This is a genomic window from Brevibacillus brevis (genome assembly GCF_031583145.1).
Classification (GTDB): domain Bacteria; phylum Bacillota; class Bacilli; order Brevibacillales; family Brevibacillaceae; genus Brevibacillus; species Brevibacillus brevis_E.
The window spans coordinates 5,537,866-5,562,657 of sequence record NZ_CP134050.1 but is presented as its reverse complement, the minus strand read 5'-3'; the positions used below and the strand labels follow the sequence as shown (position 1 = coordinate 5,562,657).

The window sequence follows — 24,792 nt, the reverse complement described above, 5'->3', positions numbered from 1 at the left end:
TTGAAAGGGGTCTTTTCATCATGTTTTCACGTACATATTGGGCCACGGGCGGGAAAGCGTTTGTCGCCGTCATGATGGCCTTGATGTTGATCGTTACAGGCTGCGGCGGCGGGGGGCAAGCCACCGAGCAGAAGCCTGCCGAGCAAAAAACGGAACAGCAGGCGGCTGGCGGGTCGAACGCTTCCGAGCAATCCTATACCGTTAAACATGCGATGGGTGAGACGACCATCAAAGGCACTCCGCAGCGCATCGTGATGCTGACGAACCAAGGTGAGGAAACTCTGATCGCGCTGGGGATCAAACCGGTCGGTGCAGTCGGTTCCACTGTAGATCCGACGAAATTCTTTGATTTCGTAAGCAAAGACCTCGAAGGCGCCAAACTGGTCGGAACGGAAGGCCAGCCAAACCTTGAAGCCATCGCTGCTCTCAAACCGGACCTGATCCTGGGCATGAAATTTCGTCATGAAAAAATCTATCAGCAGCTCTCCGCTATCGCTCCTACCGTGTTTGTAGAAGAGCCGCGCGGCGACTGGAAAGAAAACTTCATGCTGTACGCGGAAGCCGTAAACAAAAAGGCGGAAGGCGAAAAGATCCTCGCAGATTGGAACAAACGCGTAGAAGACTTCAAAGCAAAAGCAGGCGATAAGCTGAATACGAAGGTATCGGTCGTACGCTTCATGCCGGGCAAAGTACGCATCTACTACAAAAACACGTTCACCGGCGCTATTTTCCAAGACCTCGGCCTCGCTCGTCCTGCTGCCCAAGACAAAGACGATTTCGCAGCGGAAGTGACGAAAGAGCGCATCCCGGAAATGGATGGCGACATCATGTTCTACTTCACGTATGAGACAGGCAAAGGCGAAGCGTCCAAGCTGGAGCAAGAGTGGACCAACGATCCTCTGTGGAAAAACCTGAACGTCGTAAAAGCGGGCAAGGCTTTCAAAGTGGATGACACCATCTGGAACACCTCCGGCGGCGTGATCGCGGCAAATAAAGTGCTGGATGAGCTGGAAGGCTACATCATCGGCAAATAAGATCGGGAAGGAAAAGACGGCTGGAAGCGAATAGCTTCAGCCGTCTTTTTCGTTTTTTCAGCCTGCCATGTTGTTGATCGTGCCGCGCGGATAGAAGACGTTGACGTGATCGACAAACACTTTGTCGTTGTTGGAGCCGGTGGCGATGCTGGAAAAGACAATTTTCAGCTCGTACTTGTCACTGACTTTGTAGGTGTAGATGGTTTGGCCCGCTACATTGGCTGTGCTAGTCGGTTTGCCCAGGGTCTTCACGACGTCTGCGAGGGAAACGTACTGTAGCTGGTAGTTGTAGGAGCGAATATCCACGATCTGCATTCCTTTGTTAAAGCCGAAGACAAGCCCCCTATCCCGGTACGTGTTGTATGTGATGCCGCTGACGGTGGAAACGACGTCCGGCTTGCCCCATTGCTTTTCGACGGTGTCAAAGACATCCTTTTCCACACGGAATTCGCTACCCAGGGTCTGGCCGTTTTTCGCCAGGTCGCGAAGGGTAGTAAGCAGCTCAGCAGGGGCCAAATCGGCCATCAGGTTCCGGTTGCCTTGCGGGTAGTAGACGCTGTATTGCACGAGGGTCAGTCCATTTCCCGTGGATGGCTGCTCAAACGCGAATTTGACCTGGTATTTGTCCGTGACATCGTAGGTGTAGATTTGTTGCCCGGCGAATTCGCTGACGCGGTTCGGTTTGCCCCACTGCCGTTCGATCTCGGCCAGCGTGAGCTTTTGGATTTTCGGATCGAGGGAGCGGATTTCGGCGATTTGCATGCCTTTGTTGTAGCCGATGACAACCCCGCGATTTTTATAGGTTGCGTACGTCAGCCCATTTGCATAGACGCTGCTGTCGGGAGCACCCCAAGCCTTTTCGACAGTATCAAACACCGTCGTCTCCACTGTATATGGGGAGTTGATGACTGCCCCTTTTTCCGCTTGTTTGCGGATGGTAGTGAGCAGCTCGTCATTGGCTGGTACCACTGGGGTCGGTTGGGCAGTGCCGTGGCTTGGCCCCGGAGCGGCAGGCTGCGTCTTCGGTGCAGCGGGAGACGATCCATTCGTAATGTCAGGCAGCGCGGCCGGCTGGTTGCCTTGAATGAGCGCAGTCCCCATCCAGCATGCAGCGACGAGGATGGAGCAGACCGCCAGTCCTTTGCCGATTTGGCCAAAGCTGCGTTTGTTTACCGTTTGTTCCATGTGAGTAGCCTCCTTGGATCGGATAGTCGTGATGATTTTCTTCTTGGTTTCCGGTGGCATTTCCATATTGGGCAGCTTGCCGAGCTCCTTCAGCAGTTGTTCGTCGCTTTTAAATGGCATTGCCGATCAGCTCCTTTCCCTCCAGCTCCAGTTTCTCCTTGACGGCCTTCATGGCACGGTGCAGGGTGACATTCACCTTGTTTTCCGTCCAGCCGAGGATTTCTGCCGTTTCTCTGGACGAAAGGCCTTTGATGCCCCTGAGAATAAGCACCTCGCGATAGGCGGGCTTTACTTGGCGGATGGCGCGGTACAAGGTTTGCTGTTCTTCCTGGAGATCGAAAATCTCTTCCGGCGTTTTTTCTTCTGACGTCAAATTCGAGAGCCACATGTCGGGAAGCCAGCTGCGCAAGCGCTTCTTCCGTGCGTGATCGATCGCGGTGTGGCGTGCGATCGTGAGAAGCCACGTCTTGGGCTGGGCCCTCCCTTCGAACGAGCCGACAGCTCCGAGAGCCTTGAGAAAAACGTCCTGGACCAGATCGTCGACATCCCGGCTGCCTGTGTAGTAGACGAGAAACTTGTATATGTCGTCGCCGTAACGCAGGAACCATTGCTCGATCAAGTCGTTTTTGTTCATAGCGGAACCACCTTTGCTCTTTCTCCTTGTAATTTGACGAATCGAGCCATGTTTCATTACAGTTCGCGAAAAAAAACTGCCGGATGGCCCGGCAGTTAGGGAAGGAAAGAGTCAGGAACGCAAAATCGATTCTTTTGTAAACCACAGGCGGTAGCTGATCAAACTGATGAGAACAGCCGAGATGGCAGCCGAGGAAGAGAAGGTGAGCATGATGAGAATCTGGTAGCGAACCGCGTCGATCGGGCTGGCACCGGCGACAATCATCCCTGTCATCATGCCGGGAAGCTGCACCAGTCCGATTGTTTTCATCGTGTCAAAGGTGGGAATCATGCTCGCTTTCACAGCCCGTTTCAGCACGCCCTGAATCGCCTGGCGAGGGGTGGCTCCCAGAGAGAGCAGCGCTTCGATCTCGCCGCGCGAGCTCTCTGTCTCGCGGTTCATATGGTTGAGATAGAGACCGCAGACGACCATCGAGCTGCCGATGATCATGCCGCTCATCGGAATCAAATATTGCGGGGTAGGAGAGACCAGGCCGAGCAGCACCAGCAGTCCCATGGTGACGAGCTCGGTCACGCTCAGAGCGATGGCGATCCGCCAGAAAATGCCGGGCAAACCGGCTCCCCGGCTGGCAGCATTCCAAGAGGCGACACTCACCATCATGACGATCAGGATCAGGATGAACCCGATATGGTCGGATTGAAAGACGAATTGCAGGACGTAGCCGATGGCGAGCAACTGAACGGTGGAGCGAACGGTGCCGATCGCGATTTCCTTTTCCAGGCCGAGCTTCTGCCAGACGGACAGGAGCAGGGCGATCAGCACGAAGGCAAAGGCAAACCACATGGAAAAGGCAGTCATGCTTGCTCCTCCTTCGCCGCGGCCACCATCGCTGTGTAGCGGTGCAGGAACTCCTGTGCCGCCGCCGACTGCGGGGAGCGGAAAAACGATTGGCTGGGGGAGTCCTCCTCCAGCCGTCCGTTCGCCATGAACCAGATACGGTTGCAGGCGCTTCGTGCTTCATCCAGATCGTGGGTGATCCAGAGCAGCGTCGTGCCGCTTCGCGTGTGCAGTTGGACGAGAAGGCGTTCGGCCGCTTGCTTGCTCACGGCGTCGAGGGACGAGGTGACTTCGTCCAGCAGCAGGATCGACGGACGCAACAAAAGAGTGCGGATCAGGGCAAGCCGCTGCTTTTCTCCCCCGGAGAGCAGCTGGGCCGGTTTGCCCCACTCCAGATGATCCATCGCCAGCTCGCTCATGTACTGGCGTGCCAGCCGCTCGTCGAAAGGGCGCTGATGAAGCGCGCTCGCCGCCCGCAGGTTGTCTTCCACGCTGCCGGGAAGCATGACTGGCTGCTGCGCTACATAGCTCATCGTCATCCGCCACGCTTCAGGCTCCCACCCGCGCCAATCCTTGTTGCCGAGGCGGATTGTGCCCTGGTCCCCTATTGCCAAACGTCCCAATATTCGGAGCAGGGTGCTTTTGCCCTGGCCTGATTTGCCGAGGATGCCGATGATCTCCGGTGCGGTGATCCGCGCCGTAAACTCTTGAAACAGCCATGTTTCCGGGGAGGTGGTCAACCTTTTGCCCAGTCGTTCGATTTCCAGTTCGGTCGTCATCTGCCGCCGCCTCCTTATGAATGCCGAAAACACCGAAGAGGACGAGTCTCCGGTGTTTTTCGATCGGGCCATCTATGTACTTATTTGTGTTCAGACAGCCACTTTGCAACCGCTTGAATTTCCGGCTGCTTTTTCAATACTCCCGGTGGCATGCCGCCTTTACCTTCTTTGATGATCTTGGCGATATCATCGGCGCTCAGTTCCGCACCAATTTTCGTCAAGTTTGGTCCAACGATCCCCTCAAGGTTTTGACCGTGACAGGAAGCGCAGTTTTGTTTGAAAATGGCAGCAGCGTCAATGTTGGCGGTAGGTCCACCGCCAGGTCCGGCAGCTTCTTCCCCATGTTTTGGCGGGAAAATAATCGATCCTACAAGTGCAATGAGAAAAACTAGAAACAAGATACCAAACGAAGTAAAAAAGGCCTTCGCGGAATCAATTACGTCGTTTTGATTCATGTCTTTTTTGTTGGACCCAGCCATCTGACAAAGACCTCCCAAGGCAAGATATAAAGGTACAACTGCAATTTTACGGCAAAATCTTGACAGTTGCAAGGCGACGGAAAAACCGACAAAGAAAGTACACAATTTCCATAATATAGTTGCGCACTCCCCGTTTCTTCTATATATTATGCCCCGGCATAGATCGGGATCATTCTTGCAAAACTTCTCTGAAAATGGCAGGGTTGGCCGCTTGCTGACGGCTAGTAATTATGGTACAGTGGATGTATTGGTTTTTGACCGCCTTGGAAATACGTTTTGAGGTGAATGAAGATGGCATTGGCTGCGAAAATTATACTTGTGATTGCAAGTATTGGCTTAATTATCGTCGTGTTGTTACAATCTGGTAAGAGTGCCGGTCTTTCGGGAGCGATTGGCGGCGGCGCTGAGCAACTCATGGGCAAACAGAAAGCGCGTGGGATTGACGCTCTTTTAGGAAAGCTGACCGTTGTTTTCGCGGCATTGTTCATGATCTTTGCGATTTTGCTCGGCTATTTCTTGAAAGCAGCAGCGTAATAGACGAATGGCCAAAAGGCAGCAAGTGCGACTTGCTGCCTTTTTCTCTGTTCCGATTGCGATGCGCTTGCGCGGTGAATACTACATAGTAATGGCTGAAAAGGAAGCGCGGTTGAAAACCACGCAAAAAGGAGGTTTGTGAATGAAAGAACAAGAAATCCTCGGGTTCATGCGGGAGCAGGCGTACCACCCCATGACCGTGAAGGAATTGGAGGAAGCGTTCGGGATCGCGGATACCGGAGCTTTTAAAGAGCTGGTGAGAACGCTCAATGCTCTCGAGGCGAGCGGCGAAATCATCCGGACGAGGGCGAACCGCTACGGCGTACCTGAAAAAATGAATCTGGTGAGGGGACGCTTGCAAAACCACCCCAAAGGCTTCGGGTTCGTGATTCCGGAAACGCCGGAGATGGAGGACGTGTACGTGCACGCCAATGACATGAACGGCGCTTTGCACGGGGATACCGTCCTGGTCCGGGTGGAAAAAGAGGCGGGCGGCAATCGCCTGGAAGGGCGCATCATCCGCATCGTCGAACGGGGCATCAAGCAAGTCGTCGGCACGTTCAAGGACGAGACGCATTACGCGTTTGTCATTCCGGATGAAAAGCGGATCGGCAAGGATATTTTCATCCCGAAAGATGCTTACAACGGAGCGGTGGACGGGCACAAGGTCGTAGTGGATGTCGTCCGCTACCCGGAAGGCCGGGTGAATCCCGAGGGTGTCGTCGTGGAGATTTTGGGCCACAAGAACGATCCGGGGGTAGACATCCTGTCGATCATCCGCAAGTTCGGGCTGCCGGAGGCTTTCCCGGACGACGTGCTGGCGGAAGCGGAAGCCGCTCCGGATGAGATCTCCGAAGAGGAGATCAAAGGACGGCGCGACCTGCGCGACCGGCCGATGGTTACGATCGACGGAGCGGATGCCAAGGACCTGGACGACGCCGTATCGCTGGAGACTCTCCCGAATGGCAACGTGCGCCTCGGCGTCCACATCGCTGACGTCAGCTACTACGTCAAGGAAAAATCGGCCCTGGACAATGAAGCGTATCGGCGCGGCACCAGCGTCTATCTGGTCGACCGGGTCATTCCGATGCTGCCGCACCGACTGTCCAACGGGATCTGCAGCCTGAATCCAAAAGTGGATCGCCTGACGATCTCCTGCGACATGGAAATGGACAAAGACGCGAAGGTCGTGAAGTACGACATCTTCCTCAGCGTGATTCGCACGAACGAGCGGATGACGTATGCGGATGTGCGCAGCATCCTGGAGGACAAGGACGAAGCCTTGATGGAAAAGTACAGCGAGCTCGTCCCGATGTTCCAGGAGATGGAGAAGCTGGCACGCAAACGCCGCGAGCAGCGGATGAAGCGCGGCGCCATCGATTTCGACTTCCGTGAAGCGAAAATATACGTGAACGAAGAGGGAACTCCGACGGATATCGGGTTCCGCACGCGTTCCATTGCGGAGCAGATCATCGAGGAATTCATGCTGGCTGCAAACGAAACCGTGGCGGAGCACTTCCACTGGATGAAGCAGCCGTTTATGTACCGCGTCCACGAAGACCCCAACGCCGAAAAGCTGATGGCCTTCATGGAGTTCGTCACCAACTTCGGCTACTCGATTCGCGGCAAAGGGAATTCCGTTCATCCCCGGGCCTTGCAGCAGCTGCTGGAAGAGGTCAAAGGGAAGCCGGAAGAGATCATCATCAGCACCGTCATGCTGCGCTCGATGAAGCAAGCGCGTTACGACGCGGAAAGCCTGGGACACTTCGGTCTGTCCACGGAATTTTACACGCATTTCACTTCCCCGATCCGCCGTTATCCCGACCTCATCGTCCATCGCCGCATCCGGGATTGGATCGAACAGGGAGAACAGCTCTCGGAAAAACGGCTGGCGTATTGGACGGAGCATATGCCGCTCATCGCGGAGCATGCTTCCCAGCGCGAGCGCCTCGCGGTAGATGCCGAGCGCGAGACGGACGACCTGAAAAAGGCGGAGTTCATGCTGGAGCGTGTCGGAGAAGAGTTCGAGGGAGTCATTTCGAGCGTCACATCGTTCGGGATTTTCATCGAGCTGCCGAACACGATCGAAGGTCTGGTGCACGTCAGCTACCTGACAGACGACTACTATCACTACCATGAAAAAATGTACGCCCTGATCGGCGAGCGAACCGGAAAGCAGTTCCGCATCGGGGATGTGGTGCAGGTACGTGTAGCCAATGTCAACGTGGACGAGCGCACCATCGACTTTGAAATAGTCGGTATGACCAAGGCATCGGGCTTCCGCGGAAGCCGGGAACGCACCCCGAAGGTCATCGACGGGCGCGGCGGAGAACGCAACGGCCGCGGCAAGCAGGATCGCTCCCGATCAGATCGGCCGGTTCGGAAAAAGGAAAAGCAGCATCCGGCAGCCGCTCGCCAGAAGTACAAGGAGCGGCGCAAGAGCGAGGCAGCCAGCCCGGGGCGCCGTTCGCGCGGGGCTACAGGAAGCGAAGAGGTCGTCGTACTGAACACCGAAGCGGAAGGAACTCCAAAGCAGCAGCAAAAAGGGTTCTGGGAAGACTTCGTGCAATCGAAGAAGAAGAACCGCAAAAACGTCGCCAGCAGCGCCAAGCGGAAGCGCCGTTAAACGATTGTGTAACGGGCATAATCAGGCGTTTGCCGGGTAAATTGGCTTGCCACCATCCGAAAAATTTGCTAGACTTACTGGTACGAAACGCAGGAAAAACGCAAGCGAGGTGATCTCCATGTCCAAAGACAAAGCCGGCACCAAGACAGTTGCCCAAAACCGAAAAGCGCGCCACGATTACCACATCGAGCAAGTATTCGAAGCGGGCATCGAACTGACCGGAACGGAGATCAAATCCGTGCGGGCCTCCCGCGTCCAGCTCAAGGACAGCTTTGCCCGCGTCCAAAACGGCGAGCTGCTGCTGTACAACGTGCACATCAGCCCGTACGAGCAGGGCAACCGCTTCAACCACGAGCCGGAACGTACCCGCAGGCTCCTGATGCGTCGCCTGGAAATCCTCAAGCTGAACGGCCTGATCCGCGAGAAAGGCTACTCGCTCGTCCCGCTCAGCATTTATTTGAAGGGCGGCTGGGCCAAAGTCGAGCTGGCGCTGGTCAAAGGGAAGAAGAACTACGACAAGCGCGAGGACCTCAAGAAGAAGGACGCTGCGCGCGAAGTCGAGCGTGCCTTGAGGGAACGGCAGAAGGCGTAAGGGTGCCAAAGCGTTCGCATCTCGAAAGATGTGGTAGGAAAGCAAAGCGAGGAACAGCGGCGCAAGCGTCGGACACAAGCCTCGGCTGCAAGCACATACTGGTGCGCCTTGGCATGCCTGGCAGGAATCAACGTTGAGTTTTGCCTGTCAAATATGCTATATTGAATAGGTAGCAAGCAGTACACACTGTTAACAACACAGTCTAGGTGTGGAACGGTCTGTAACCTCTCTTCACCTAGACTTTTTGTCACCTTCTCGACAGGTAGTTCCCGTTCAAAAGGCGGAAGTACCGCTGCTCCATTGAGGGCATCGGACAGACACGATCTTTTGGGCACCTCTTATACCATGGGGGCGTTCTGGATTCGACGGGGATGGTAGAGCATGAGAAGCGAGCCGGGGGGTTGCGGACCTCGTCATCAACGCAAACGCCATTAACTGGCAACAAACAACTTTCTCTCGCTGCTTAATAACCAGTGAGGCGCTACCACTCCATCGCCCATGTGGCGTGACTAGCGCTCAACTTTAGTGGGATACGCCGGAGGTCTCCGCCTGGGGCCAAAGGAAGAAGATCAATCAGGCTAGGTGCCAGGTCAGCGCGTCGCTCCGCGAATCTGTCGCCGAAATTCAAATGAGTGACTGCGCTCGGAGATGCTCATGTATCGCTGTTTTCGGACGGGGGTTCGAATCCCCCCGCCTCCACCTAACAAATCCACAATTTTGATCTTGAAGAAAACATCTACATGCTCTTTGTAGACGATTACCTTTTCGACATAACTACCGATGAACCTCTTGATTTCAGGAATATTACTTTCAGCTACATACGTCTTAAACATGCCAAACAGTTGTTGCAGGATGTCGTCCGTGATGACTGTTTTTTTGTTGTCCATTTCCAGCTCTTTGATGCTGAAAAAAGAGGGAGTATTTTTCTGTTCCTCCAATTCCGACATTTTCTCCAGGAAAGACGCTTGGGTGAAGCCTTGGGCGACAGCCGAAACGATGTTGTCGAGCTGCTTGCTGACTTCTTGCAGTTTTGCTTTTAGTGCAGTCAATTCCTCCTGTCTTTCGGTATTCAACGAATTCTGGTTTGAGCTGCTCAACCAGCTGGGGAATCACCTCGTCATTGAAAATTTTGCTGTGCAGCTCGGAGATGACGAAGTTTTCGATGTGTTCCCGGCGCAACTCTTTGTTGTCGCGGTTCTTCTTGTTGTCCCGATTCCCGCAGCGGTAGGTGACGTACTTCATTTTGCTTCTGCGAATGGGTCGGCAGTTTCCCATCATCGCGAATTCTCGACCGTGTATATCTAGACACTCGCCGCAGACTATCAGGCCGCTTAACAGGTAGGATTCTTTGGATTTGTACGCAGCGGGTGAGCGCTTGTTTGCTTTCATTTATTCCACGACCATTTGGTAGTCTTCGGGGGAGACAAGTGCTGGCATACCGTCAGGAACGCGAATCACGTCATCGTCACTTTTGACTGAGTGTCCGTTTCGTTTCCGAAAGGGTTTTTACCTGCCGTTTTGTTGAAGACATACACACACCACTGTACTTCTCGTTTCGCAGTATGTCGTGAATGCTGTTCTTACCGAATGGCTTTCCCAGCTTGGTTTTGTAACCTTTTGCGTTTAGAGCATCGATAATCTTGTTGTAGCCATAGCCATCCAGATACATAGAAAAGATCATCTTGACCGGAGCGGATTCGGTTTCATTGATGACATACTGTTTGGTATTCGGGTCTACGTCGTATCCGAGGGGAGGGAGGCCACCAGTGTGTTTGCACTGGTAGGCGTTCTCTTTCATGCCCTTCATCACTTCACGGGCGAGGTTTTTGCTGTAGTATTCGGCCATTCCTTCCAGCAGAGATTCGAGAATGACGTTTTCAGGCGAGCCATCCAGGTTCTCGGTGACGCAGACCAGCTTGACGTCGTTCTGCTTGCGCTTGCGTTTATAGGTGGCGCTGTCGTACTTGTCACGGCTGAAGCGGTCCAGTTTGTGGACGATTACTACTTCAAACAGTCCGAGCGTGCTGTCCTGAATCATCTTTTGAAATTCGGGACGCTTGTCCGATGTGGCGCTTTTGGCGCGGTCGGCGTAGACCTTTACGATGTCGTAGTGGTTGCGCTTGGCGTAATCCTCGATAGCTCGGATTTGCGCGTCGATTGATTGTCGCGCTGGTTATCGCTTGAGAAGCGTGTGTAGATGGCTGCTTTTTTATTCATCTCTTGTTTCTCCTCTCTTGAAATATTGCCCCTCCCAATCGGAAGGGGGAGGGGCGGATTTATCGGTTCAACTCAGGGTACATCTTGCCGAGCAGGGCAACTGCGGGTTCGTAGTAATTATCAGCGTCATAGTCAATGGGTGACTCCTTGATCACGGTCAGTTTCTCAGTCAGGTACTGGCCGCTTTTCAGGCTTTTGCGAGAGATGGTTGTTTTGTATGAATGGATCATCGTATTATGCCTCCCATATTAGTTCGTTAGTTTTCATAATCCCTAGCGTATCAGTAAGGGTCAAATTCAAGAAATGCCAATCGATGAGCAATTTCATGCTCATACTGGTTCTCCACCCATTATCTATACATGTCTCCTTTTTCTTCCATGCTCCCAAACGCTCCTTCGGTACCGACGATGACGTGATCCAAAACCAAAATGCCAATCAGTTCACCAGCGTTCTTGAGCGAATGGGTGAAATTGACATCCTCTCGACTTGGGGTTGGATCGCCGGATAGATGATTGTGACCTATAATGATAGAAGAAGCGTTAGCCAAAATGGCCGCTTTGAATACCTCCCTTGGATGCACGATCGATGCGTCAAGTGAGCCAATGGATACCGTGTGAATGGCTGTTGGCTGATTTTTGGTATTAATGCAAAGCAAAAAGAACTGTTCACGATCCGGTTGGTCCAAAAATCGCAGAAACAGCTCCACAACGTCTTTTGCCGTTCGCACCTTCTCTGCGGGTACAGGAGACTAGAATCTCGTACCATCTGAACCCGTAGAAACTGCTGTTTTCATTCCACATGCACCTCAGCCAAGTTTGGATTTCTTCATCATCGGTAACAGCCATCGGGAAGGTAGAGCGCCATGCCGTATTCATTGGTTTAAATCACAACAAACTTGTGCCATAGCTCTTGATCACACTGAACCTTTTCCACAAATTTGGGAAGACTGCCGAGCAAGCCACCGTCTAGTCTGTTCAGACCGACGATGCTGAGATCGCGTAGATTATCGCCTTTCTCAAGAACGACCATGAAGCCGTGCAAATCCAGTATAAATGACGTGTCCGCGCCATCGAAATCGAACGCTTCCTTTAACCCTAAAAATTCATCTTCTAAATACTTGGTGAAATGAACCGAAAACACTCGTGCTTTTTGCAAGATGCGTACACCTTGGATGGTTTTGATGGTTCTCATTTTCATCCTCCAAATTGGAAAAGGCACCTTCCCCCAAAGTCGTTAGGGGAAGGTGCCTCTCTCGATTTTTATTGATTAGTAGAAGTTGTTATTTGCTGACCCACATTCTTCAGTTGGCCAGTACATCCATTTTATATTTTCCATTATTCTCCTCCCAATAAGTGTAAAAGAGCCATCCACTTGAGGGTGAATGGCATTTCCGGTCAATCGTGTATATGCAATACTGTTTATGGCAGGATAAAAGTGCAGAGAATTGCGGCGGAAAACTGCAGAGTTCCACCGCAATTCTGAGGCCATGAAAAAGGCACTTGCCAACATCCCCCTACAAAATCTACCCTTGGATTTGGCGAAAATCTGAGGGAGTGAGAGGAATGTTGAAAGTGCCACAACAACAGTATATCCGATTTTTGCGAGAAGTCGAAGGGTGTTCGATTCAGGAAATTGCGGAACGTGTCCAGGTGAATTGGCGAACCGCCAAGAAATATGCGGATCGCGACGATTGGAATGAACCGGTATGCAAGCGAAAAGGCCGCCATCCGGTGTTGGGACCGTACTTAGAGATTATTGACACATGGCTGGAGGATGATGAGCGTCTTCCACGCAAGCAACGCCATACAGCCGTCCGCATGTTTCAGCGGTTACGGGATGAGTACGGCTTCCCTGGCGGGCAGCGAACGGTATCCGAATATGTCTCCAAACGGAAGAAAGCCATGGCAGCCGAACGAGCCGAACATTTTGAGCGTTTGGAGCATCCAGGTGGAGAAGCTCAGGCTGACTTCGGGACGGTGTACGTGGTCAAGTCGGGAGAACTGGTGGAGCGGAAAGTATTGACCCTGTCGTTTCCGTACAGCAATGCCGCCTTTGTGTTCCCGGTTCCGAAAGAAAACACGGAATGCTTTCTGGAGGCCTTAGGGCGGCTATTTCAGCAAATGGGAGGGGTTCCTCGCAAGATTTGGTTTGACAACTTGTCCGCTGCTGTTGTGTCCATCCAGCAAGGCGGAAAACGAGAGTGTACGGAAGCGTTTCGGCGTTTCTGCGCCCATTACCGCTTTGAGCCCCTGTTTTGCAATCCATACAGCGGCCATGAGAAAGGCCATGTGGAAAACAAAGTGGGGTATGGACGCCGGAACTGGTGTGTTCCGCCACCGGTTATCGATACGCCGGAACAACTGGAGACGTATTTGGCGGAAGCTGCCCGTGCGGATATGCAGCGCCCTCACTATGTGAAAAAGCAAACCATTGCCGAGTTGTGGGAGCAAGAAAAATGCAAGCTGCTGACGCTGCCGACGACACCGCTGGAGATTTTCCGGCTGGAGACGTGCCACCTGAACAAATACGCTGAGCTGTCGTTTGACGCGGCTCTCTTCCCGTTGCCGCAGTGTCGGGCCATGCAGCCGGTTTTGGTGAAAGTCAAGTGGGATGTGCTGGAGGTGTTAACGGCAGACGGGACATATACCCCGATTGTGACATTGCCTCGTCCCTATACGGAGAAAGTCATTTCAGTAGATTGGAAGGCGGTATTGAAGAGATATGAAAAACGCCCGCGGGCGGTGATGTATTCTTCCTTTACCAACATGATGCCTCAGGCGCTCCAAACGTTTTTGACGGTGGAAGACATGAATGCACGAAAAGCACGAATTCGCCTGCTCCATCGATTGCTCGACACCTATACGTTGGAGGAAATCGGGCAAGTACTGGGAGAATTGTCGCATCAGCAAGAGCATCTGGCTGTTGCCTTGGAGCATGCCCTTTACGCGATAAAACACCCTGTTTTCCGCCCGGAACCGTTTTCAGAGTCGCATACACCCCCTGCCCTTCACGGGCAGATACCCATGCTGGATGAGTACGACCGGATCCTGGGGGTGAGGGTGGAATGAGAGAAGAGCTGGCAAAGGTGTGCAAAACTTTGCATTTGGCGCATGTGATGGAAACCTATGAACAGGTGCCGTTTGAAGATCGGGAGAGCTTCTTGCTGGGAGTCTTGCGGATGGAGATTCAACGGCGGGAGGAGACAAAGCTGAAGCGACTGATAAAGAAAGCCGCGTTTCCCCAACTGAAGACACTGGAAGATTACGCTTTTGAGGCAGTCACCTTACCGGAAACATGTACAAAGGAGGGATTGATCGACCTACGTTTTTTGGAGCGCAAGGAAAATGTGCTGATGCTGGGAAAAGTGGGCACGGGGAAGACCCATCTGGCAACAGCGCTTGGCGTAGAGGCGTGCCGAAGGGGATATGCCGTTCGATTCTTCCGTGTTCCCGATCTGGTTGCGCTCTTGCAGGAAAAACACGCGAATGGGGCACTGATGCGGTTTCAAAAAGAACTGGCAGACTGTGAGTTGTTGATTTTGGACGAGGTTGGGTTTGTTCCCTTTCACCAAACGGGGGCTGAGCTGTTGTTTCATGTTATCTCGGCCTGCTATGAGAGAAACAGTGTGATTGTGACGTCGAATTTGGAGTTTGGGCAGTGGAATACGGTGTTTGGAGATACGCGATTGACGGCAGCCCTTGTGGATCGCCTCGTCCACCACGCCCATATTCTGGCGTTTACCGGAGAAAGCTACCGACTGCGCCATGCTCTATCCAGCATGAAGTCTTCCTAAATTCTTTTGTATTGATGTTGGCAGTGTTCTGCATAAATTGGCCGCCAAACTCTGCATTTTTGAGTTGCAAAATACATGCAATACATCGATTGCAAAATAATAATATCAATTTGACAATTGTTTTATTACAAATCATACTAATATATAGAAATATACTGCAACTCTACTTTTTTCAATATTTTTACTGTACACTAGTCTTTAACCAGTAAAATACAAAATAAGGTGGAGATATCGTGCAAAGGTTTCCAAATCCAGGTTCTGATATACCAACTTTTATTCGTATATTTCAGATCCTGCATTCATATCTAAAAAATAATGGTAGTTTTTCATTAGATGATATGTCATCAACCCTTACTTATACGAATTTAGCTAGTTCTTCTGGTTATATGGGTGAGCAAGCATTAAGATTATCAACTAGGAATGATAGGTCTAGAGATCCACTTTACAATCAATCAAAGATGTATGCCGAACTATATAGAATTTTAGGATGGATTCAATCAACAGAAGAAAAAACACTAGAATTCTCTTTTACATATCTTGGCGAACATATGGCAAGTGCTAAAAGTAATCCTTTACCGTTATTTCAGGAAAGTCTACTTGGTATAAACTATCCGAATGAGGTTATATCTGTTAAATCGGATAATAAAATAAGGCCATTTGCTACTATTTTAAGATGCATGTTGGATCTAGACGAAATATTATGTCGAGATGAAATGATTATAGGACCACTGAGTTTAAATGATGTAGATAACAACTATCGAGTAATGATTGATATGATAAGGAAGATTAGGAGAGAGAAAAATAATAATAAAGAGTTAGCTGATGCTTTAAATAAATTGTCAGAAAGTACAAAGATAAAAGTAAATACTTTACACAATTATACAAGATTTCCGTTGGCCGCATTAAAATATTCCGGTTGGGTCTCCTCTGATAAAATCAAAATATACAAGGGGAGAGGGACCATGCTAAAGTTGACGGATGAAGGAAGAAAAAGGGCGGAATGGATAAAAAGCTCTATTGATATAGGGGCGGAAATATCTGAACACGAGTCCAAAGAAGATTTAGATAAGATTATACGAATTTCATTTTTTAAAATGCTTGAGAGGTCATATTTTGATATTTCGTCAATAAGAGAAGAACTAGCAAGTGAATTCGCTGATATTGAAGAAATATACAGAAATAAAGACATACTTCTTTCTCCATATCAAACTTTCCGTCGGGAAAAGTTGGAGAGTGCACTAGGTAAGTATTATAAATCTGAAAAGAATATGATAGATGAGCAGGCTAAGAAATTACCAAGTGATCATCTACCCAGTTATGAAGTAGAAAAGCAAAAAGTTCTAAAATCTACTATAGTGCTAAAAGAGATTGTTAGTGATAAACCAAAATTTTCAAATGGAATTGCACTTCAAATTCATGAAAAGAAAGCTGTTTATGGAGAGGATATTGATAACATTGTAGAGCAATTAATAAAAGAGTATGAAACTGCGGATAAGACTGTCTTTTATCCTCTCGTGGCAAATCTCTTTCAACTACTAGGATTTCCATGTGAGAATCCAAGGCATGGGATTAATTATCAAAGATGGGATGCAATTATAGTGGATGATCAATACTGTATTCCAATTGAGATAAAATCTCCATCGGAAGAAGAGTTCATCTCTGTTAAAGCTATTAGACAAGCTTTAGAAAATAAAATAGTTCTTCTTTCTAGAAAGGTTCACCCAACTAATTTCGAAAGCCCTTCGTTTGTTGTTGGATTTAACTCGCCTAATGAACGAGCTGATGTAGGTAGATTAATAAGTGACATTTACGATACATTTGGTATTAAAATAGCTGTATTTGATTTGCGGACATTATTAATTTTGGTAGTACAAAAAGTACTTAGAGGAAAAACGATTACTATGGAACAACTAAGGATGCTGGGGGGGATTATAGATGTCCAAGATATTTAAACAGAAAAATAATTATACACAGCCTAAAGTTTTTCGAGACGGCTGTGTCCCGAGGGAAATTGTTTACCTACCTGGAAATCCAGCTGAAATAGTACTTAGTACTGGTGAAAGAAAAATTGCATCCTGTTTGCATTGCCCTGATGCTCCGTGTCTAAGTTTTAAGGACCATGAATTGCAAAATAGTGCATTTCCTGAATTTCCACAAGATCAATCTGCTGCGGTTTGTGCAACGAATGCGATTGCTTGGGATAATGAAAATGGAATACCAGTGGTGGATAATAATAGGTGTATAAGTTGTGGGATATGTGTCGATCGTTGCCCAGTAGGGGCTATTTATATGATTGAAGAAGGAATAGAGATTAACAATAATCATATTGGAGACTATCTGATTAATTTGGATGAAGATGATGGGGATACCAGTAAAATTTTCGGCGAAAAAATGTATCTTTTAAGTGAGGTTAAAAGATCGGGGAAATTGAAAATAGAAACAGATGAAGTAATTACGAACATATATAACCAGCTTGCATTAATAGACTTAGATGCACAATTTCCTAACATTTTTTCAAGAAACTTGTTAATGACTTTGGGTACTACTTGTTCTATACGGAGACGTGGAGATGTAAATGTAAGAATGGATGCAGTTCTAGGGCCTCCAGGGACAAACTATGGAGTAATGGAAGTGGAGTTTGATTCAAATGCATTGTTAGACTCTCCACGAAATATATTAGATGACTTAGCTGTACTATCATCTAGATATGGTATCAACTATAGTGACATTACGCCAGTGATCGTCAGTATTGCATTTCCTAATACTCGTTCTGAGTATTGGAGAGTAATTAATGATATTAATAATGTGCTTCAAATAAAAATAAATTCTATCACTATAGGTGCTCTAATACTGTTAATTTGGAATCTAAAGAAAGTTAATTTTAATACGGACTCATTCTATGCAGATTCAGAATGTATGGAAATTAGAAGTTCTATAGCAAATATAATAGGGGATAACCCCAATATTTCTATTGGCGGAATACTTGAGGTGGCAAAATAATTATTAGGGATTAGAAAGACGGACTGTTGATTTAATAGTCCGTCTTTCTGATACTGATCTTAGTTGATCAAAGTAATGTCACTTAACCGTTTATAGCTAACTTCTACCCACTTCTTTTCTATTTCTATTCCAATCCACTTAATATTATGCCCCTCTTTGTTTAATATTTCACAGCATACAGCTAAAGTTCCAGATCCTAAGAATGGATCTAGTATGGTCCCCTCGTAAAAACCATCAGCATTTTTGGGGCAATATGCTTTAATAATTTCAGTTATTAGAGTTTGGGGTTTTTGAGTAGGATGTTCCGTCTTTTCTTTTTGAAATAATTTCCCTGCTAAAGTTGGGAATTGCCAAACATCGCCTCTCATTGCCCCTAATGGATTGGGGGTCCAGACTTTGGTCTCACCGTTTGAACCTTTATAATAGATTGGGTTTTTTAATCTATCAGTACTCTTGTAGGGAACCCTAACATCGTCTACATTATAGGTCCACTTTTTATTAGATTTAGAGAACCATAGAAATGGCTCATATTGGGTTAACGGGCTTTTTTTTGTTCTTGAAAATCCATTTTCGTAATACCATATGTTCATTCTTCTGTAATGTAATCCCAACTCGTACATTATGGTCTGGATAAAACCAATATAATGATGGATTCCAAACCAAATGATACTTCCGTCCTTATGCAATAGATCGGAACATACAGAGAGTCGTTTTCTGTTAATGCTAATAAATTCATTAAATTCTAGTTTATCACTATCATTTCCAAAATCCTTATTTAAGTTGTAAGGAGGATCTGTCAAAATTAGGTCAAATTTGATTCCAGAGTCGAGAAGTTGGGTTAATGCCTTATCTGAATCAAGGTTGTATATTTTATTAAATTCCCAAGTCATTTTAATTCATATCCTTTTTTGACTTCTTTTTTATTTCTACTTTTTTGAATATCAATATGTACTGATGATGTATATTCTCGACGTAAGCAAATGGGTAACCATAAGGTAATAAACTTTTATGGTTTTGTAATAGAACCTTAACGCCTTGGAGTGTTAGTCGTGATCTGTTACATATTGATTTTAAGTTTAAGCGTTGGATAATATCACTATGAAAACTTACAAACTCTGACTTATTACGGAAATCAGATACGATAATGCACATATATTTGCTAGTTTTTAAGACTCTTCCACATTGAACAAACACCTGGTCTACTAATATATCAAGAAATTCGCTATAATCGCTTATGTTTCCTAAATCATCAACACTATCTGAGTAATTTGTAGCTAAATTATTATTTACTCTATCTCGTTGAACCTTATGATCAGCCTTTTTATTAAGAATTGACCAATACGGAGGGCTGGTTACGATAAAGTCAAAAGAATCGTCAACCATTTTCTTCAATTCTTTTCTACAATCTCCTGTAATAAAGGTGTGTTTCAAAGCCTCACCTGTACTTACTTCATAATCTAAACGTTCTTTTGCTAACGTATTCCAGTGTTCGGAAAGTTCAATGCCCGTCCCAATTCTATTTAGCAATGCGGCAGCTTTTAAAGTAGATCCAACTCCTGAAAACGGGTCTAATACATGTTGTCCTTCTTTAGTGAAAAATTTAATTAATCTTCCAACATCTTGAAATGAAAATGGTGCTGGATGTTGTCTTTCAATTTGTGCATGTGGATGTTTTGACCCTAGACCTTTTTGAAACCAAAAGCTTTTAGTTTCTGGGAGCCAATCTTTACCTGATAAATCATTCAACTTATTTCTGGGATCAATTACTCCATCAGATTCTGTTACTAATTCATCGGAGCTATCGACAGAATTAGAGTCCTCTACGTTCGGTAAATCTAAAAGATTCAACTGCTGATAAGAAGTTTGTCCTTCTTTGACCAAATTTTCTTTAATTGAAGGGTTTTGTGGAGCTTTGATTTCTTTGCTTTTTATTTTATACTCTTCAAGTTCTTTAATGTCAAAGCGTCTTTGACCACCAGGGGTTTTTAAGGGATTTAACAAGTTATTTTCGACCATTCTATAAATAGTTGCATTACTTACTCCTAAATATTTTGCTGCCCCTGTAGTTGTAACTGATTGTTTAGAGTCAACAGTTTTCATTGTTATCTCCTTCATTAGTGAATTGTTGAACCTCAAAAACCCACAAACATTTTGCAACACTATCAAAAGCTACTCATCAGCAAAACAAGTATATCGAATGTTCGTTCTCATCGCAAGGATTAATTATATGAACAATAAAAAGACCATGTAGGATTGAATACCTAAATGGCCTTCTAGTTAATTATGTAATTGGAGCGGGTGATGGGAATCGAACCCACGCGACCAGCTTGGAAGGCTGGAGTTCTACCATTGAACTACACCCGCATGTGGTGCCGAGAACCGGACTTGAACCGGTACGGGAGAAACTCCCGACAGATTTTAAGTCTGTTGCGTCTGCCTATTCCGCCACCCCGGCGGTTAATTAATAAACAATTCAGATATGGTCGGGAAGACAGGATTCGAACCTGCGGCCCCTTGGTCCCAAGCCAAGTACTCTACCAAGCTGAGCTACTTCCCGATCTGACTTTGTAAATATAGCATGGATTCTTTGCGAAGTCAAGAATTTATTTTGGTATATTCTATTGAATTATGAATGAAGGAGAGAAATTTGACATAAATGGAAGTTGCTAAACTATTTTTTGGCACATTTCTTTGTATAGATTTTTCAAATTACTGAAATGTGTACTACAAATTTCTTTATGCTACCATGTTCTACTTTCTGATCAGTTTAAGGCGTTGAATTGTGGTTTTAAACAGCCACGACTCGCCTCCACCATACATAATAAGGATACCACGAAGCATATTCCTGTCTGTTCATTGGCCGGAGTATGCTTTTGTTTTTGAGTAATCGAGTCTCAACAACCGAACACCAACACAAAGGCAGCCGGCAAATTAACCGGCTGCCTTTTCCCCTTTCACAAAGAATACAGAGCTATCGCCTTTCCCCATCCCTCACAACGGCAAATAGACGTTGAACACTGTCCCCATCCCCACTGCGCTTTCCACCTCAATCCACCCCTGATGAGCCGCAATGTTTTGCTGCGCGATCACGAGCCCGAGACCCGTTCCGCCGCTTGGGCGAGCCCTGGAATGATCGGCTCTGTAAAATCGGTTGTAGATATGGGGCAAATCCGCCTCGGGTATGCCGACCCCGTTGTCTTCCACCCGGATGCGGGCGTATGGATGTTCCCGGTCCGGCAGGCGTACGGTTTCCGCATGAAGGTGGACTTTTCCGCCGGGATTCGTAAAGGAGATGGCGTTTGACAAGAGGTTGTACAATGCTTGAAGAATACGGGATTTCTCGACCGAAACAGGAATCATCTCTTCCTCGGCGTGAATGGAAACCTGTATGTTCTTATCCTCTGCCAGAAACCGGGTCTTCGCCGTTACATCCTCCAATAGCGCAACCAGGTTTTCCGTTCGCGGGTGGAGCTCGGTCATGCCGGCCTCAAGCCTGGACAAATCCAGCACATCGTGTACCAACCGCGACAGCCGCAATACTTCATCGAGAAGGGAAGCATGCTTGGCCGCGGAAAGGGGGGCGCCCGTCTCATGAGCCAGCTCCAATTCCCCTTGAATGATCATCAGCGGGGTTTTCAACTCGTGGGCGACATCGGATAGCAGCTGTTTCCGGGCTCGCTCCGCGGCTGCCAGCGAATCGTTCATCTCCCGAAGGGCTTTGGAAATCGCTCCGAATTCATCTTTCCTTTGCTCGGGAAAGATTGCTGGAGTGTCGCCTTTTTTGATGGCTTCGATTCCGGCGATGATTTTTCGTATCGGGCTTGTCAGTCTCCACGACAAGAAAAAGATGGCCAGCAGAGCCGCGATAAAAGTGAACAGCAGGGATGCGATGCCGATATTGGGCAAGATGCCGTACCACATTGTTTTAAACTCGTAGGTCTTGTACTGACTGTCGTTCATCACGTACAGTCTGCCGATCCTTTTGTCGCCGGAGGCAAGCGCGAGTTTGTAGCCGTCGCTGCGAAGCTCGTCCGCGCTCAGCTTGCCTTGCTGATACAAGACTTTTCCATCCACAGACAAAACGATCTCGGCGAAGGAGCCGGAATAGGCAAGCCTTGCTCCGCCGACATTTTCCCAAGAATCGCCGTGCTCCCGATAGAATTGTTCGAACTCCTTCCGCAAGGATTCAAACGTGTCTTTCTCCTCCAGATAAGCAAAATCGCGAGAAATATAGAACTGGATATGCGTGACGCCGAGCTGAAACAGCAGGAGCAGCACGATCATCACGCTCATCGTCAGGATCAGCCTGGTTCTAATTTTCATGTTCCGCTCCGAATCGGTAGCCGAAGCCGTAAACCGTTTGAATGTAGTCAAAGGTCCGGTTCTCGCTCTCTATTTTCTTGCGGAGCTTGCTGATATGGGAATCCACCGTCCGTTCGTCGACGACAAATTCCTCCTCGAAAGCGTGCTGCAGCAGCTGCATTCGGCTGTATACCCGTCCGGGCCTCGACGCCAAAAGGTGCAGGATCCTGAATTCGGTTGGAGTGAGATGCAGCTCCTCTGTGCCTTTAAACACCTGCAGACTGTCCTCGTGAATCGTCAAATCGCCTCGTCGGAGCACGTTGCCGGAACCGTCGTGTTCGCTTCGGTTCATTCGTCTCAAGAGGGAACGGATGCGTGCAGAGAGCTCTCTCAAGCTGAAAGGCTTTGTCAGGTAATCGTCCGCGCCCATCTCGAGGCCGACGATTTTGTCTGCTTCTTCGGATTTGGCCGTGACCATAATGATGCCGGGAGACCCGATCTGTCTGAGCTGCCGGCATATGTCCAGTCCGTTCATTTGCGGAAGCATCCAGTCCAGGAGCACGATATCCGGTTTATGCTTGGCAAAGAGCTGCAAGGCCGCATTGCCATCCGTCGCTGTCAGGCAATCGTATCCTTCGGTTTGAAGAAACGATTCGACGAGCGAGGCGATTTTGATTTCATCCTCCACGATGAGAACTTTATGGCCCATTTCCAGCCTCCCAATCCTGCCCGATTTACCACTTTCAGGATATCGGCAGTCCCCACAATGTGTAAAGAGGATCACCACAAGTTCGCAACATTTTGCTGGTAGGATAGCTACCAAAGAAGTGGTTAGGGAGGATGGAAACATGGGGTACAAATTGTCTATCAGGAAAAAGCAAATGGTCATCATCATCCATGTGCTTTCGGTAGTCTGTTGGCTTGGCGGAGCGATGGTCATGCTGCTGCTCGGTACGCACATGCTGAAGGCGGGGAACGGAGAGCAGCTCTATTACACCCTGGAAAATATACACGTGATCGATGTCGTCTTCATCCGGTACACTGCTTTAGTCGCGCTGCTCACCGGAATTGTCCTATCCGTTTGGACGAATTGGGGGGCTTTTCAAGCATTACTGGATCGTGACCAAGCTGATCCTGACGATCCTGTTGATCGGCTTCGGCATCGAGTATATGGGAGACTGGTTATCCCAAATCGTGCGCATCGCCAAACAGGAGAGATTTCTTGCGCTGAGCGATTCCGCCTTTCTGAACGCAAGCTATTCGTTGATTGGCGGGGCCATTGCCAATATCGTCTCGCTGATCTTCATGACGGCGATCTCTTATTTCAAACCGTTCGGCAAAATCAAGCCGGTCGTCCGGAAGCCCAAGGCAGATGCGGCAAAATGACGACGAAGCATGGAAACTTGCAGGATTAGAAATGAACGAAAGTTTACCGAGCAAGCGGGCATGGCGTATCATTATGGACGGGTCAATGTGGAATTGGATCAACTGCAAAGCCTCCCCAAGAGGCTTTTTTGTATGCAAAAATAAATCAATCATGCAAAAATGAATAAGCTCGCACCATAATGCTGACTATCCCTACCAGGCAGAGCTCCGTAAAGGCTTTGGCACACGCCATGCATATACAAAATCTCCATTGACGAGGGCTCGAACGGGCACGTACTTTAAAAGATAGAATGGCGATCCACGATTCATTTCGATACCAGTAAGCGGGAGAAAGAACATGCAAAACAAGCTGACGATCGGAGAAATGGCAAAGCTGCGGGGCGTGACGGTGGACACGCTGCGCCATTACGACAAGATTGGATTACTCAAGCCGTATTACACAGATCCGGATTCCGGCTACCGTTACTACTCGATTTCCCAGTATGAAGTTCTCGGAACCATCAAGGAGCTGCGGAGAATCGGGTTTTCCCTGGAGGAAATCAAAGACTTCCTGACGAATCGCACCGTCAAAAAATCGGTTCAATTCCTCCAGCAATCGATGGACAGGATCCAGGAAAAAATCAGGGAGCTGCAAGCCATCCACAGCATCATGATGAACCGGCTTACCCACATCGAAAGGTTTCTCGAAAGCTACAAGGATTCGGACATCGTCGTGAAGCATTTCGAAGAACGGGAATACATCCAGCTAGCCAGGCCGGTAAAATGGGCGGATACCGAAGAAGCGTATTTTGGGTTCCTGGAGCTGGAAAACCGGATCGGCGGAATCATCCCGGTACTGGCAAGCAATAAGTTTGGAGACTTCATCCCACGGGAGTACTTTGATCAAGTCCGCCAGGCAACCGATTTTAGCGACAGCTTTGGCGAATGGGAGTCGCAGCTTTTCCTGCTGGTGCAGGACGAGGCATCGGACCAGCCCACGCAAAAGATCGAAAAGGGAGCTTTCCTATGCTCCTATCACGGAGGGCTGGTCCGGGAAAAAATGCTGACGCAGCTGAAGAAGCTCCTCGATTATTGCGATGCCCATGGCTATGTGATTACCGGGGACGCCGTTCGCATCATGCAAGTGGACATTTCCTTGACGGATCAGTATGAGGAGGCCTATTACGAGATCCAGATTCCCATTGTAGAGAAAGGTGACTGATCCACAGCCGCGAAATGACCATTGGCTCATTTCAGGGCTGTTTTTTTGTGTGCAAATTCCCCCCTTTACTCTGGAGTAAGACGAGACTTTATACTGGGCTCATAGATCCGCAACAGAGAGAGAAAACGATGCAAGGGGGGCAAGTCATGGGACGCAGCAGCGCAAGATTGGGGGAACAAGGTTCGGCAACGTT

24 protein-coding genes, 3 tRNA genes and 1 other RNA gene are annotated in these 24,792 nt (G+C 48.5%); 11 read left to right on the top strand and 17 right to left on the bottom strand.

The annotated features are described in order from the left end of the window. The first annotated feature begins 20 nt into the window (after positions 1-20). Complete coding sequence (locus RGB73_RS27480) at positions 21-1,034, top strand: ABC transporter substrate-binding protein (protein WP_310766333.1); 1,014 nt, start codon at positions 21-23, stop codon at positions 1,032-1,034. A gap of 57 nt (positions 1,035-1,091) precedes the next feature. On the opposite strand, the gene RGB73_RS27475 is transcribed toward RGB73_RS27480, so the two are convergent. The 5 genes from RGB73_RS27475 to RGB73_RS27455 all read right to left on the bottom strand — a co-directional run bounded on the left by RGB73_RS27475 (position 1,092) and on the right by RGB73_RS27455 (position 4,948). Then, on the bottom strand, positions 1,092-2,339 hold the full coding sequence (locus RGB73_RS27475) for a YjgB family protein (RefSeq protein ID WP_310766330.1): 1,248 nt from the start codon (positions 2,337-2,339) through the stop codon (positions 1,092-1,094). Then, positions 2,329-2,853 carry an RNA polymerase sigma factor gene (locus RGB73_RS27470; RefSeq protein WP_310766327.1) on the bottom strand — a complete coding sequence of 175 codons (525 nt, stop codon included), beginning with the start codon at positions 2,851-2,853 and terminating at the stop codon, positions 2,329-2,331. The genes RGB73_RS27475 and RGB73_RS27470 overlap by 11 nt, the downstream gene beginning before the upstream one ends. A gap of 111 nt (positions 2,854-2,964) precedes the next feature. Then, positions 2,965-3,711, bottom strand: coding sequence for an ABC transporter permease (locus RGB73_RS27465; RefSeq protein WP_310766325.1), 747 nt, complete (start codon positions 3,709-3,711; stop codon positions 2,965-2,967). Then, positions 3,708-4,469, bottom strand: a complete 762-nt coding sequence (locus RGB73_RS27460; RefSeq protein ID WP_310766323.1) for an ABC transporter ATP-binding protein — start codon at positions 4,467-4,469, stop codon at positions 3,708-3,710. The genes RGB73_RS27465 and RGB73_RS27460 overlap by 4 nt, the downstream gene beginning before the upstream one ends. Before the next feature lie 80 nt (positions 4,470-4,549). Further along, complete coding sequence (locus RGB73_RS27455) at positions 4,550-4,948, bottom strand: YqzM family protein (RefSeq protein ID WP_310766321.1); 399 nt, start codon at positions 4,946-4,948, stop codon at positions 4,550-4,552. A gap of 291 nt (positions 4,949-5,239) precedes the next feature. Here RGB73_RS27455 and secG point away from each other — a divergent pair, with 291 nt between their 5' ends. The 4 genes from secG to ssrA all read left to right on the top strand — a co-directional run bounded on the left by secG (position 5,240) and on the right by ssrA (position 9,402). Further along, on the top strand, positions 5,240-5,482 hold the full coding sequence (secG, locus tag RGB73_RS27450; RefSeq protein ID WP_310766319.1) for a preprotein translocase subunit SecG: 243 nt from the start codon (positions 5,240-5,242) through the stop codon (positions 5,480-5,482). Positions 5,483-5,624: 142 nt separating this feature from the next. Then, positions 5,625-8,108, top strand: coding sequence for a ribonuclease R (gene rnr / locus RGB73_RS27445; protein WP_310766317.1), 2,484 nt, complete (start codon positions 5,625-5,627; stop codon positions 8,106-8,108). A 118-nt stretch (positions 8,109-8,226) separates the two neighbouring features. After that, positions 8,227-8,700 carry an SsrA-binding protein SmpB gene (gene smpB, locus RGB73_RS27440; RefSeq protein ID WP_310766315.1) on the top strand — a complete coding sequence of 158 codons (474 nt, stop codon included), beginning with the start codon at positions 8,227-8,229 and terminating at the stop codon, positions 8,698-8,700. 347 nt (positions 8,701-9,047) lie between these two features. Further along, positions 9,048-9,402: a transfer-messenger RNA gene (gene ssrA, locus RGB73_RS27435) on the top strand. 123 nt (positions 9,403-9,525) lie between these two features. Here ssrA and RGB73_RS27430 read toward each other — a convergent pair. The 5 genes from RGB73_RS27430 to RGB73_RS27410 all read right to left on the bottom strand — a co-directional run bounded on the left by RGB73_RS27430 (position 9,526) and on the right by RGB73_RS27410 (position 12,108). Further along, positions 9,526-9,978: a hypothetical protein gene (locus RGB73_RS27430; RefSeq protein WP_310774575.1), complete on the bottom strand. Its 453-nt coding sequence runs from the start codon at positions 9,976-9,978 to the stop codon at positions 9,526-9,528. 187 nt (positions 9,979-10,165) lie between these two features. Further along, positions 10,166-10,804 (bottom strand): recombinase family protein, encoded by a 639-nt coding sequence (locus tag RGB73_RS27425; protein WP_310774573.1) that lies wholly within the window; start codon positions 10,802-10,804, stop codon positions 10,166-10,168. 172 nt (positions 10,805-10,976) lie between these two features. Beyond that, positions 10,977-11,147 carry a hypothetical protein gene (locus RGB73_RS27420; RefSeq protein WP_310766314.1) on the bottom strand — a complete coding sequence of 57 codons (171 nt, stop codon included), beginning with the start codon at positions 11,145-11,147 and terminating at the stop codon, positions 10,977-10,979. A 119-nt stretch (positions 11,148-11,266) separates the two neighbouring features. Further along, positions 11,267-11,623, bottom strand: coding sequence for a JAB domain-containing protein (locus RGB73_RS27415; protein WP_310766312.1), 357 nt, complete (start codon positions 11,621-11,623; stop codon positions 11,267-11,269). Positions 11,624-11,796: 173 nt separating this feature from the next. Next, positions 11,797-12,108 carry a hypothetical protein gene (locus tag RGB73_RS27410; RefSeq protein WP_310766311.1) on the bottom strand — a complete coding sequence of 104 codons (312 nt, stop codon included), beginning with the start codon at positions 12,106-12,108 and terminating at the stop codon, positions 11,797-11,799. A 371-nt stretch (positions 12,109-12,479) separates the two neighbouring features. Between RGB73_RS27410 and istA the strand changes: the two genes are divergently transcribed. The 4 genes from istA to RGB73_RS27390 all read left to right on the top strand — a co-directional run bounded on the left by istA (position 12,480) and on the right by RGB73_RS27390 (position 17,710). Beyond that, a complete protein-coding gene (istA, locus tag RGB73_RS27405) occupies positions 12,480-13,985 on the top strand; it encodes an IS21 family transposase (protein WP_024985199.1) in 1,506 nt (501 codons plus the stop codon). Then, positions 13,982-14,710 carry an IS21-like element helper ATPase IstB gene (istB, locus tag RGB73_RS27400; protein WP_023555238.1) on the top strand — a complete coding sequence of 243 codons (729 nt, stop codon included), beginning with the start codon at positions 13,982-13,984 and terminating at the stop codon, positions 14,708-14,710. Before istA ends, istB begins: the two co-directional genes overlap by 4 nt. A 233-nt stretch (positions 14,711-14,943) precedes the next feature. Further along, entirely contained in the window at positions 14,944-16,662 is a 1,719-nt protein-coding gene (locus RGB73_RS27395) for a hypothetical protein (RefSeq protein ID WP_310766310.1), read from the top strand. Beyond that, positions 16,646-17,710: a 4Fe-4S binding protein gene (locus RGB73_RS27390; RefSeq protein ID WP_310766307.1), complete on the top strand. Its 1,065-nt coding sequence runs from the start codon at positions 16,646-16,648 to the stop codon at positions 17,708-17,710. Before RGB73_RS27395 ends, RGB73_RS27390 begins: the two co-directional genes overlap by 17 nt. A gap of 59 nt (positions 17,711-17,769) precedes the next feature. Here RGB73_RS27390 and RGB73_RS27385 read toward each other — a convergent pair whose 3' ends face one another. The 7 genes from RGB73_RS27385 to RGB73_RS27355 all read right to left on the bottom strand — a co-directional run bounded on the left by RGB73_RS27385 (position 17,770) and on the right by RGB73_RS27355 (position 22,721). Then, complete coding sequence (locus RGB73_RS27385) at positions 17,770-18,600, bottom strand: DNA-methyltransferase (protein WP_310766305.1); 831 nt, start codon at positions 18,598-18,600, stop codon at positions 17,770-17,772. 1 nt (position 18,601) lies between these two features. Beyond that, positions 18,602-19,810, bottom strand: coding sequence for a DNA methyltransferase (locus RGB73_RS27380; protein ID WP_310766304.1), 1,209 nt, complete (start codon positions 19,808-19,810; stop codon positions 18,602-18,604). A gap of 190 nt (positions 19,811-20,000) precedes the next feature. After that, positions 20,001-20,074, bottom strand: a tRNA-Gly gene (locus tag RGB73_RS27375). Positions 20,075-20,077: 3 nt separating this feature from the next. Next, a tRNA-Leu gene (locus tag RGB73_RS27370) sits at positions 20,078-20,165 on the bottom strand. A gap of 25 nt (positions 20,166-20,190) precedes the next feature. Further along, positions 20,191-20,267, bottom strand: a tRNA-Pro gene (locus tag RGB73_RS27365). 434 nt (positions 20,268-20,701) lie between these two features. Continuing rightward, on the bottom strand, positions 20,702-22,033 hold the full coding sequence (locus RGB73_RS27360) for a sensor histidine kinase (protein WP_310766302.1): 1,332 nt from the start codon (positions 22,031-22,033) through the stop codon (positions 20,702-20,704). After that, on the bottom strand, positions 22,023-22,721 hold the full coding sequence (locus tag RGB73_RS27355) for a response regulator transcription factor (RefSeq protein WP_310766300.1): 699 nt from the start codon (positions 22,719-22,721) through the stop codon (positions 22,023-22,025). Before RGB73_RS27355 ends, RGB73_RS27360 begins: the two co-directional genes overlap by 11 nt. Positions 22,722-23,131: 410 nt before the next feature. On the opposite strand from RGB73_RS27355, the gene RGB73_RS27350 reads away from it, so the two are divergent. Both RGB73_RS27350 and RGB73_RS27345 read left to right on the top strand, forming a co-directional pair. Then, positions 23,132-23,398, top strand: a complete 267-nt coding sequence (locus RGB73_RS27350; protein ID WP_310766298.1) for a hypothetical protein — start codon at positions 23,132-23,134, stop codon at positions 23,396-23,398. Between the two features lie 337 nt (positions 23,399-23,735). Continuing rightward, the gene (locus RGB73_RS27345; protein WP_310766296.1) at positions 23,736-24,599 is read left to right on the top strand and encodes a MerR family transcriptional regulator; all 864 of its coding nucleotides are present in this window, start codon (positions 23,736-23,738) and stop codon (positions 24,597-24,599) included. Positions 24,600-24,792 lie beyond the last annotated feature (193 nt).

What these genes read in the sequence shown, in the direction of transcription:
- RGB73_RS27480 (WP_310766333.1), top strand. Translation starts at nt 21, where the DNA reads ATGTTTTCACGTACATATTGGGCCACGGGCGGGAAAGCGTTTGTCGCC.
- RGB73_RS27475 (WP_310766330.1), bottom strand. Translation starts at nt 2,339, where the DNA reads ATGCCATTTAAAAGCGACGAACAACTGCTGAAGGAGCTCGGCAAGCTG.
- RGB73_RS27470 (WP_310766327.1), bottom strand. Translation starts at nt 2,853, where the DNA reads ATGAACAAAAACGACTTGATCGAGCAATGGTTCCTGCGTTACGGCGAC.
- RGB73_RS27465 (WP_310766325.1), bottom strand. Translation starts at nt 3,711, where the DNA reads ATGACTGCCTTTTCCATGTGGTTTGCCTTTGCCTTCGTGCTGATCGCC.
- RGB73_RS27460 (WP_310766323.1), bottom strand. Translation starts at nt 4,469, where the DNA reads ATGACGACCGAACTGGAAATCGAACGACTGGGCAAAAGGTTGACCACC.
- RGB73_RS27455 (WP_310766321.1), bottom strand. Translation starts at nt 4,948, where the DNA reads ATGGCTGGGTCCAACAAAAAAGACATGAATCAAAACGACGTAATTGAT.
- secG (WP_310766319.1), top strand. Translation starts at nt 5,240, where the DNA reads ATGGCATTGGCTGCGAAAATTATACTTGTGATTGCAAGTATTGGCTTA.
- rnr (WP_310766317.1), top strand. Translation starts at nt 5,625, where the DNA reads ATGAAAGAACAAGAAATCCTCGGGTTCATGCGGGAGCAGGCGTACCAC.
- smpB (WP_310766315.1), top strand. Translation starts at nt 8,227, where the DNA reads ATGTCCAAAGACAAAGCCGGCACCAAGACAGTTGCCCAAAACCGAAAA.
- RGB73_RS27430 (WP_310774575.1), bottom strand. Translation starts at nt 9,978, where the DNA reads ATGATGGGAAACTGCCGACCCATTCGCAGAAGCAAAATGAAGTACGTC.
- RGB73_RS27420 (WP_310766314.1), bottom strand. Translation starts at nt 11,147, where the DNA reads ATGATCCATTCATACAAAACAACCATCTCTCGCAAAAGCCTGAAAAGC.
- RGB73_RS27410 (WP_310766311.1), bottom strand. Translation starts at nt 12,108, where the DNA reads ATGAGAACCATCAAAACCATCCAAGGTGTACGCATCTTGCAAAAAGCA.
- istA (WP_024985199.1), top strand. Translation starts at nt 12,480, where the DNA reads ATGTTGAAAGTGCCACAACAACAGTATATCCGATTTTTGCGAGAAGTC.
- istB (WP_023555238.1), top strand. Translation starts at nt 13,982, where the DNA reads ATGAGAGAAGAGCTGGCAAAGGTGTGCAAAACTTTGCATTTGGCGCAT.
- RGB73_RS27390 (WP_310766307.1), top strand. Translation starts at nt 16,646, where the DNA reads ATGTCCAAGATATTTAAACAGAAAAATAATTATACACAGCCTAAAGTT.
- RGB73_RS27385 (WP_310766305.1), bottom strand. Translation starts at nt 18,600, where the DNA reads ATGACTTGGGAATTTAATAAAATATACAACCTTGATTCAGATAAGGCA.
- RGB73_RS27380 (WP_310766304.1), bottom strand. Translation starts at nt 19,810, where the DNA reads ATGAAAACTGTTGACTCTAAACAATCAGTTACAACTACAGGGGCAGCA.
- RGB73_RS27360 (WP_310766302.1), bottom strand. Translation starts at nt 22,033, where the DNA reads ATGAAAATTAGAACCAGGCTGATCCTGACGATGAGCGTGATGATCGTG.
- RGB73_RS27355 (WP_310766300.1), bottom strand. Translation starts at nt 22,721, where the DNA reads ATGGGCCATAAAGTTCTCATCGTGGAGGATGAAATCAAAATCGCCTCG.
- RGB73_RS27345 (WP_310766296.1), top strand. Translation starts at nt 23,736, where the DNA reads ATGCAAAACAAGCTGACGATCGGAGAAATGGCAAAGCTGCGGGGCGTG.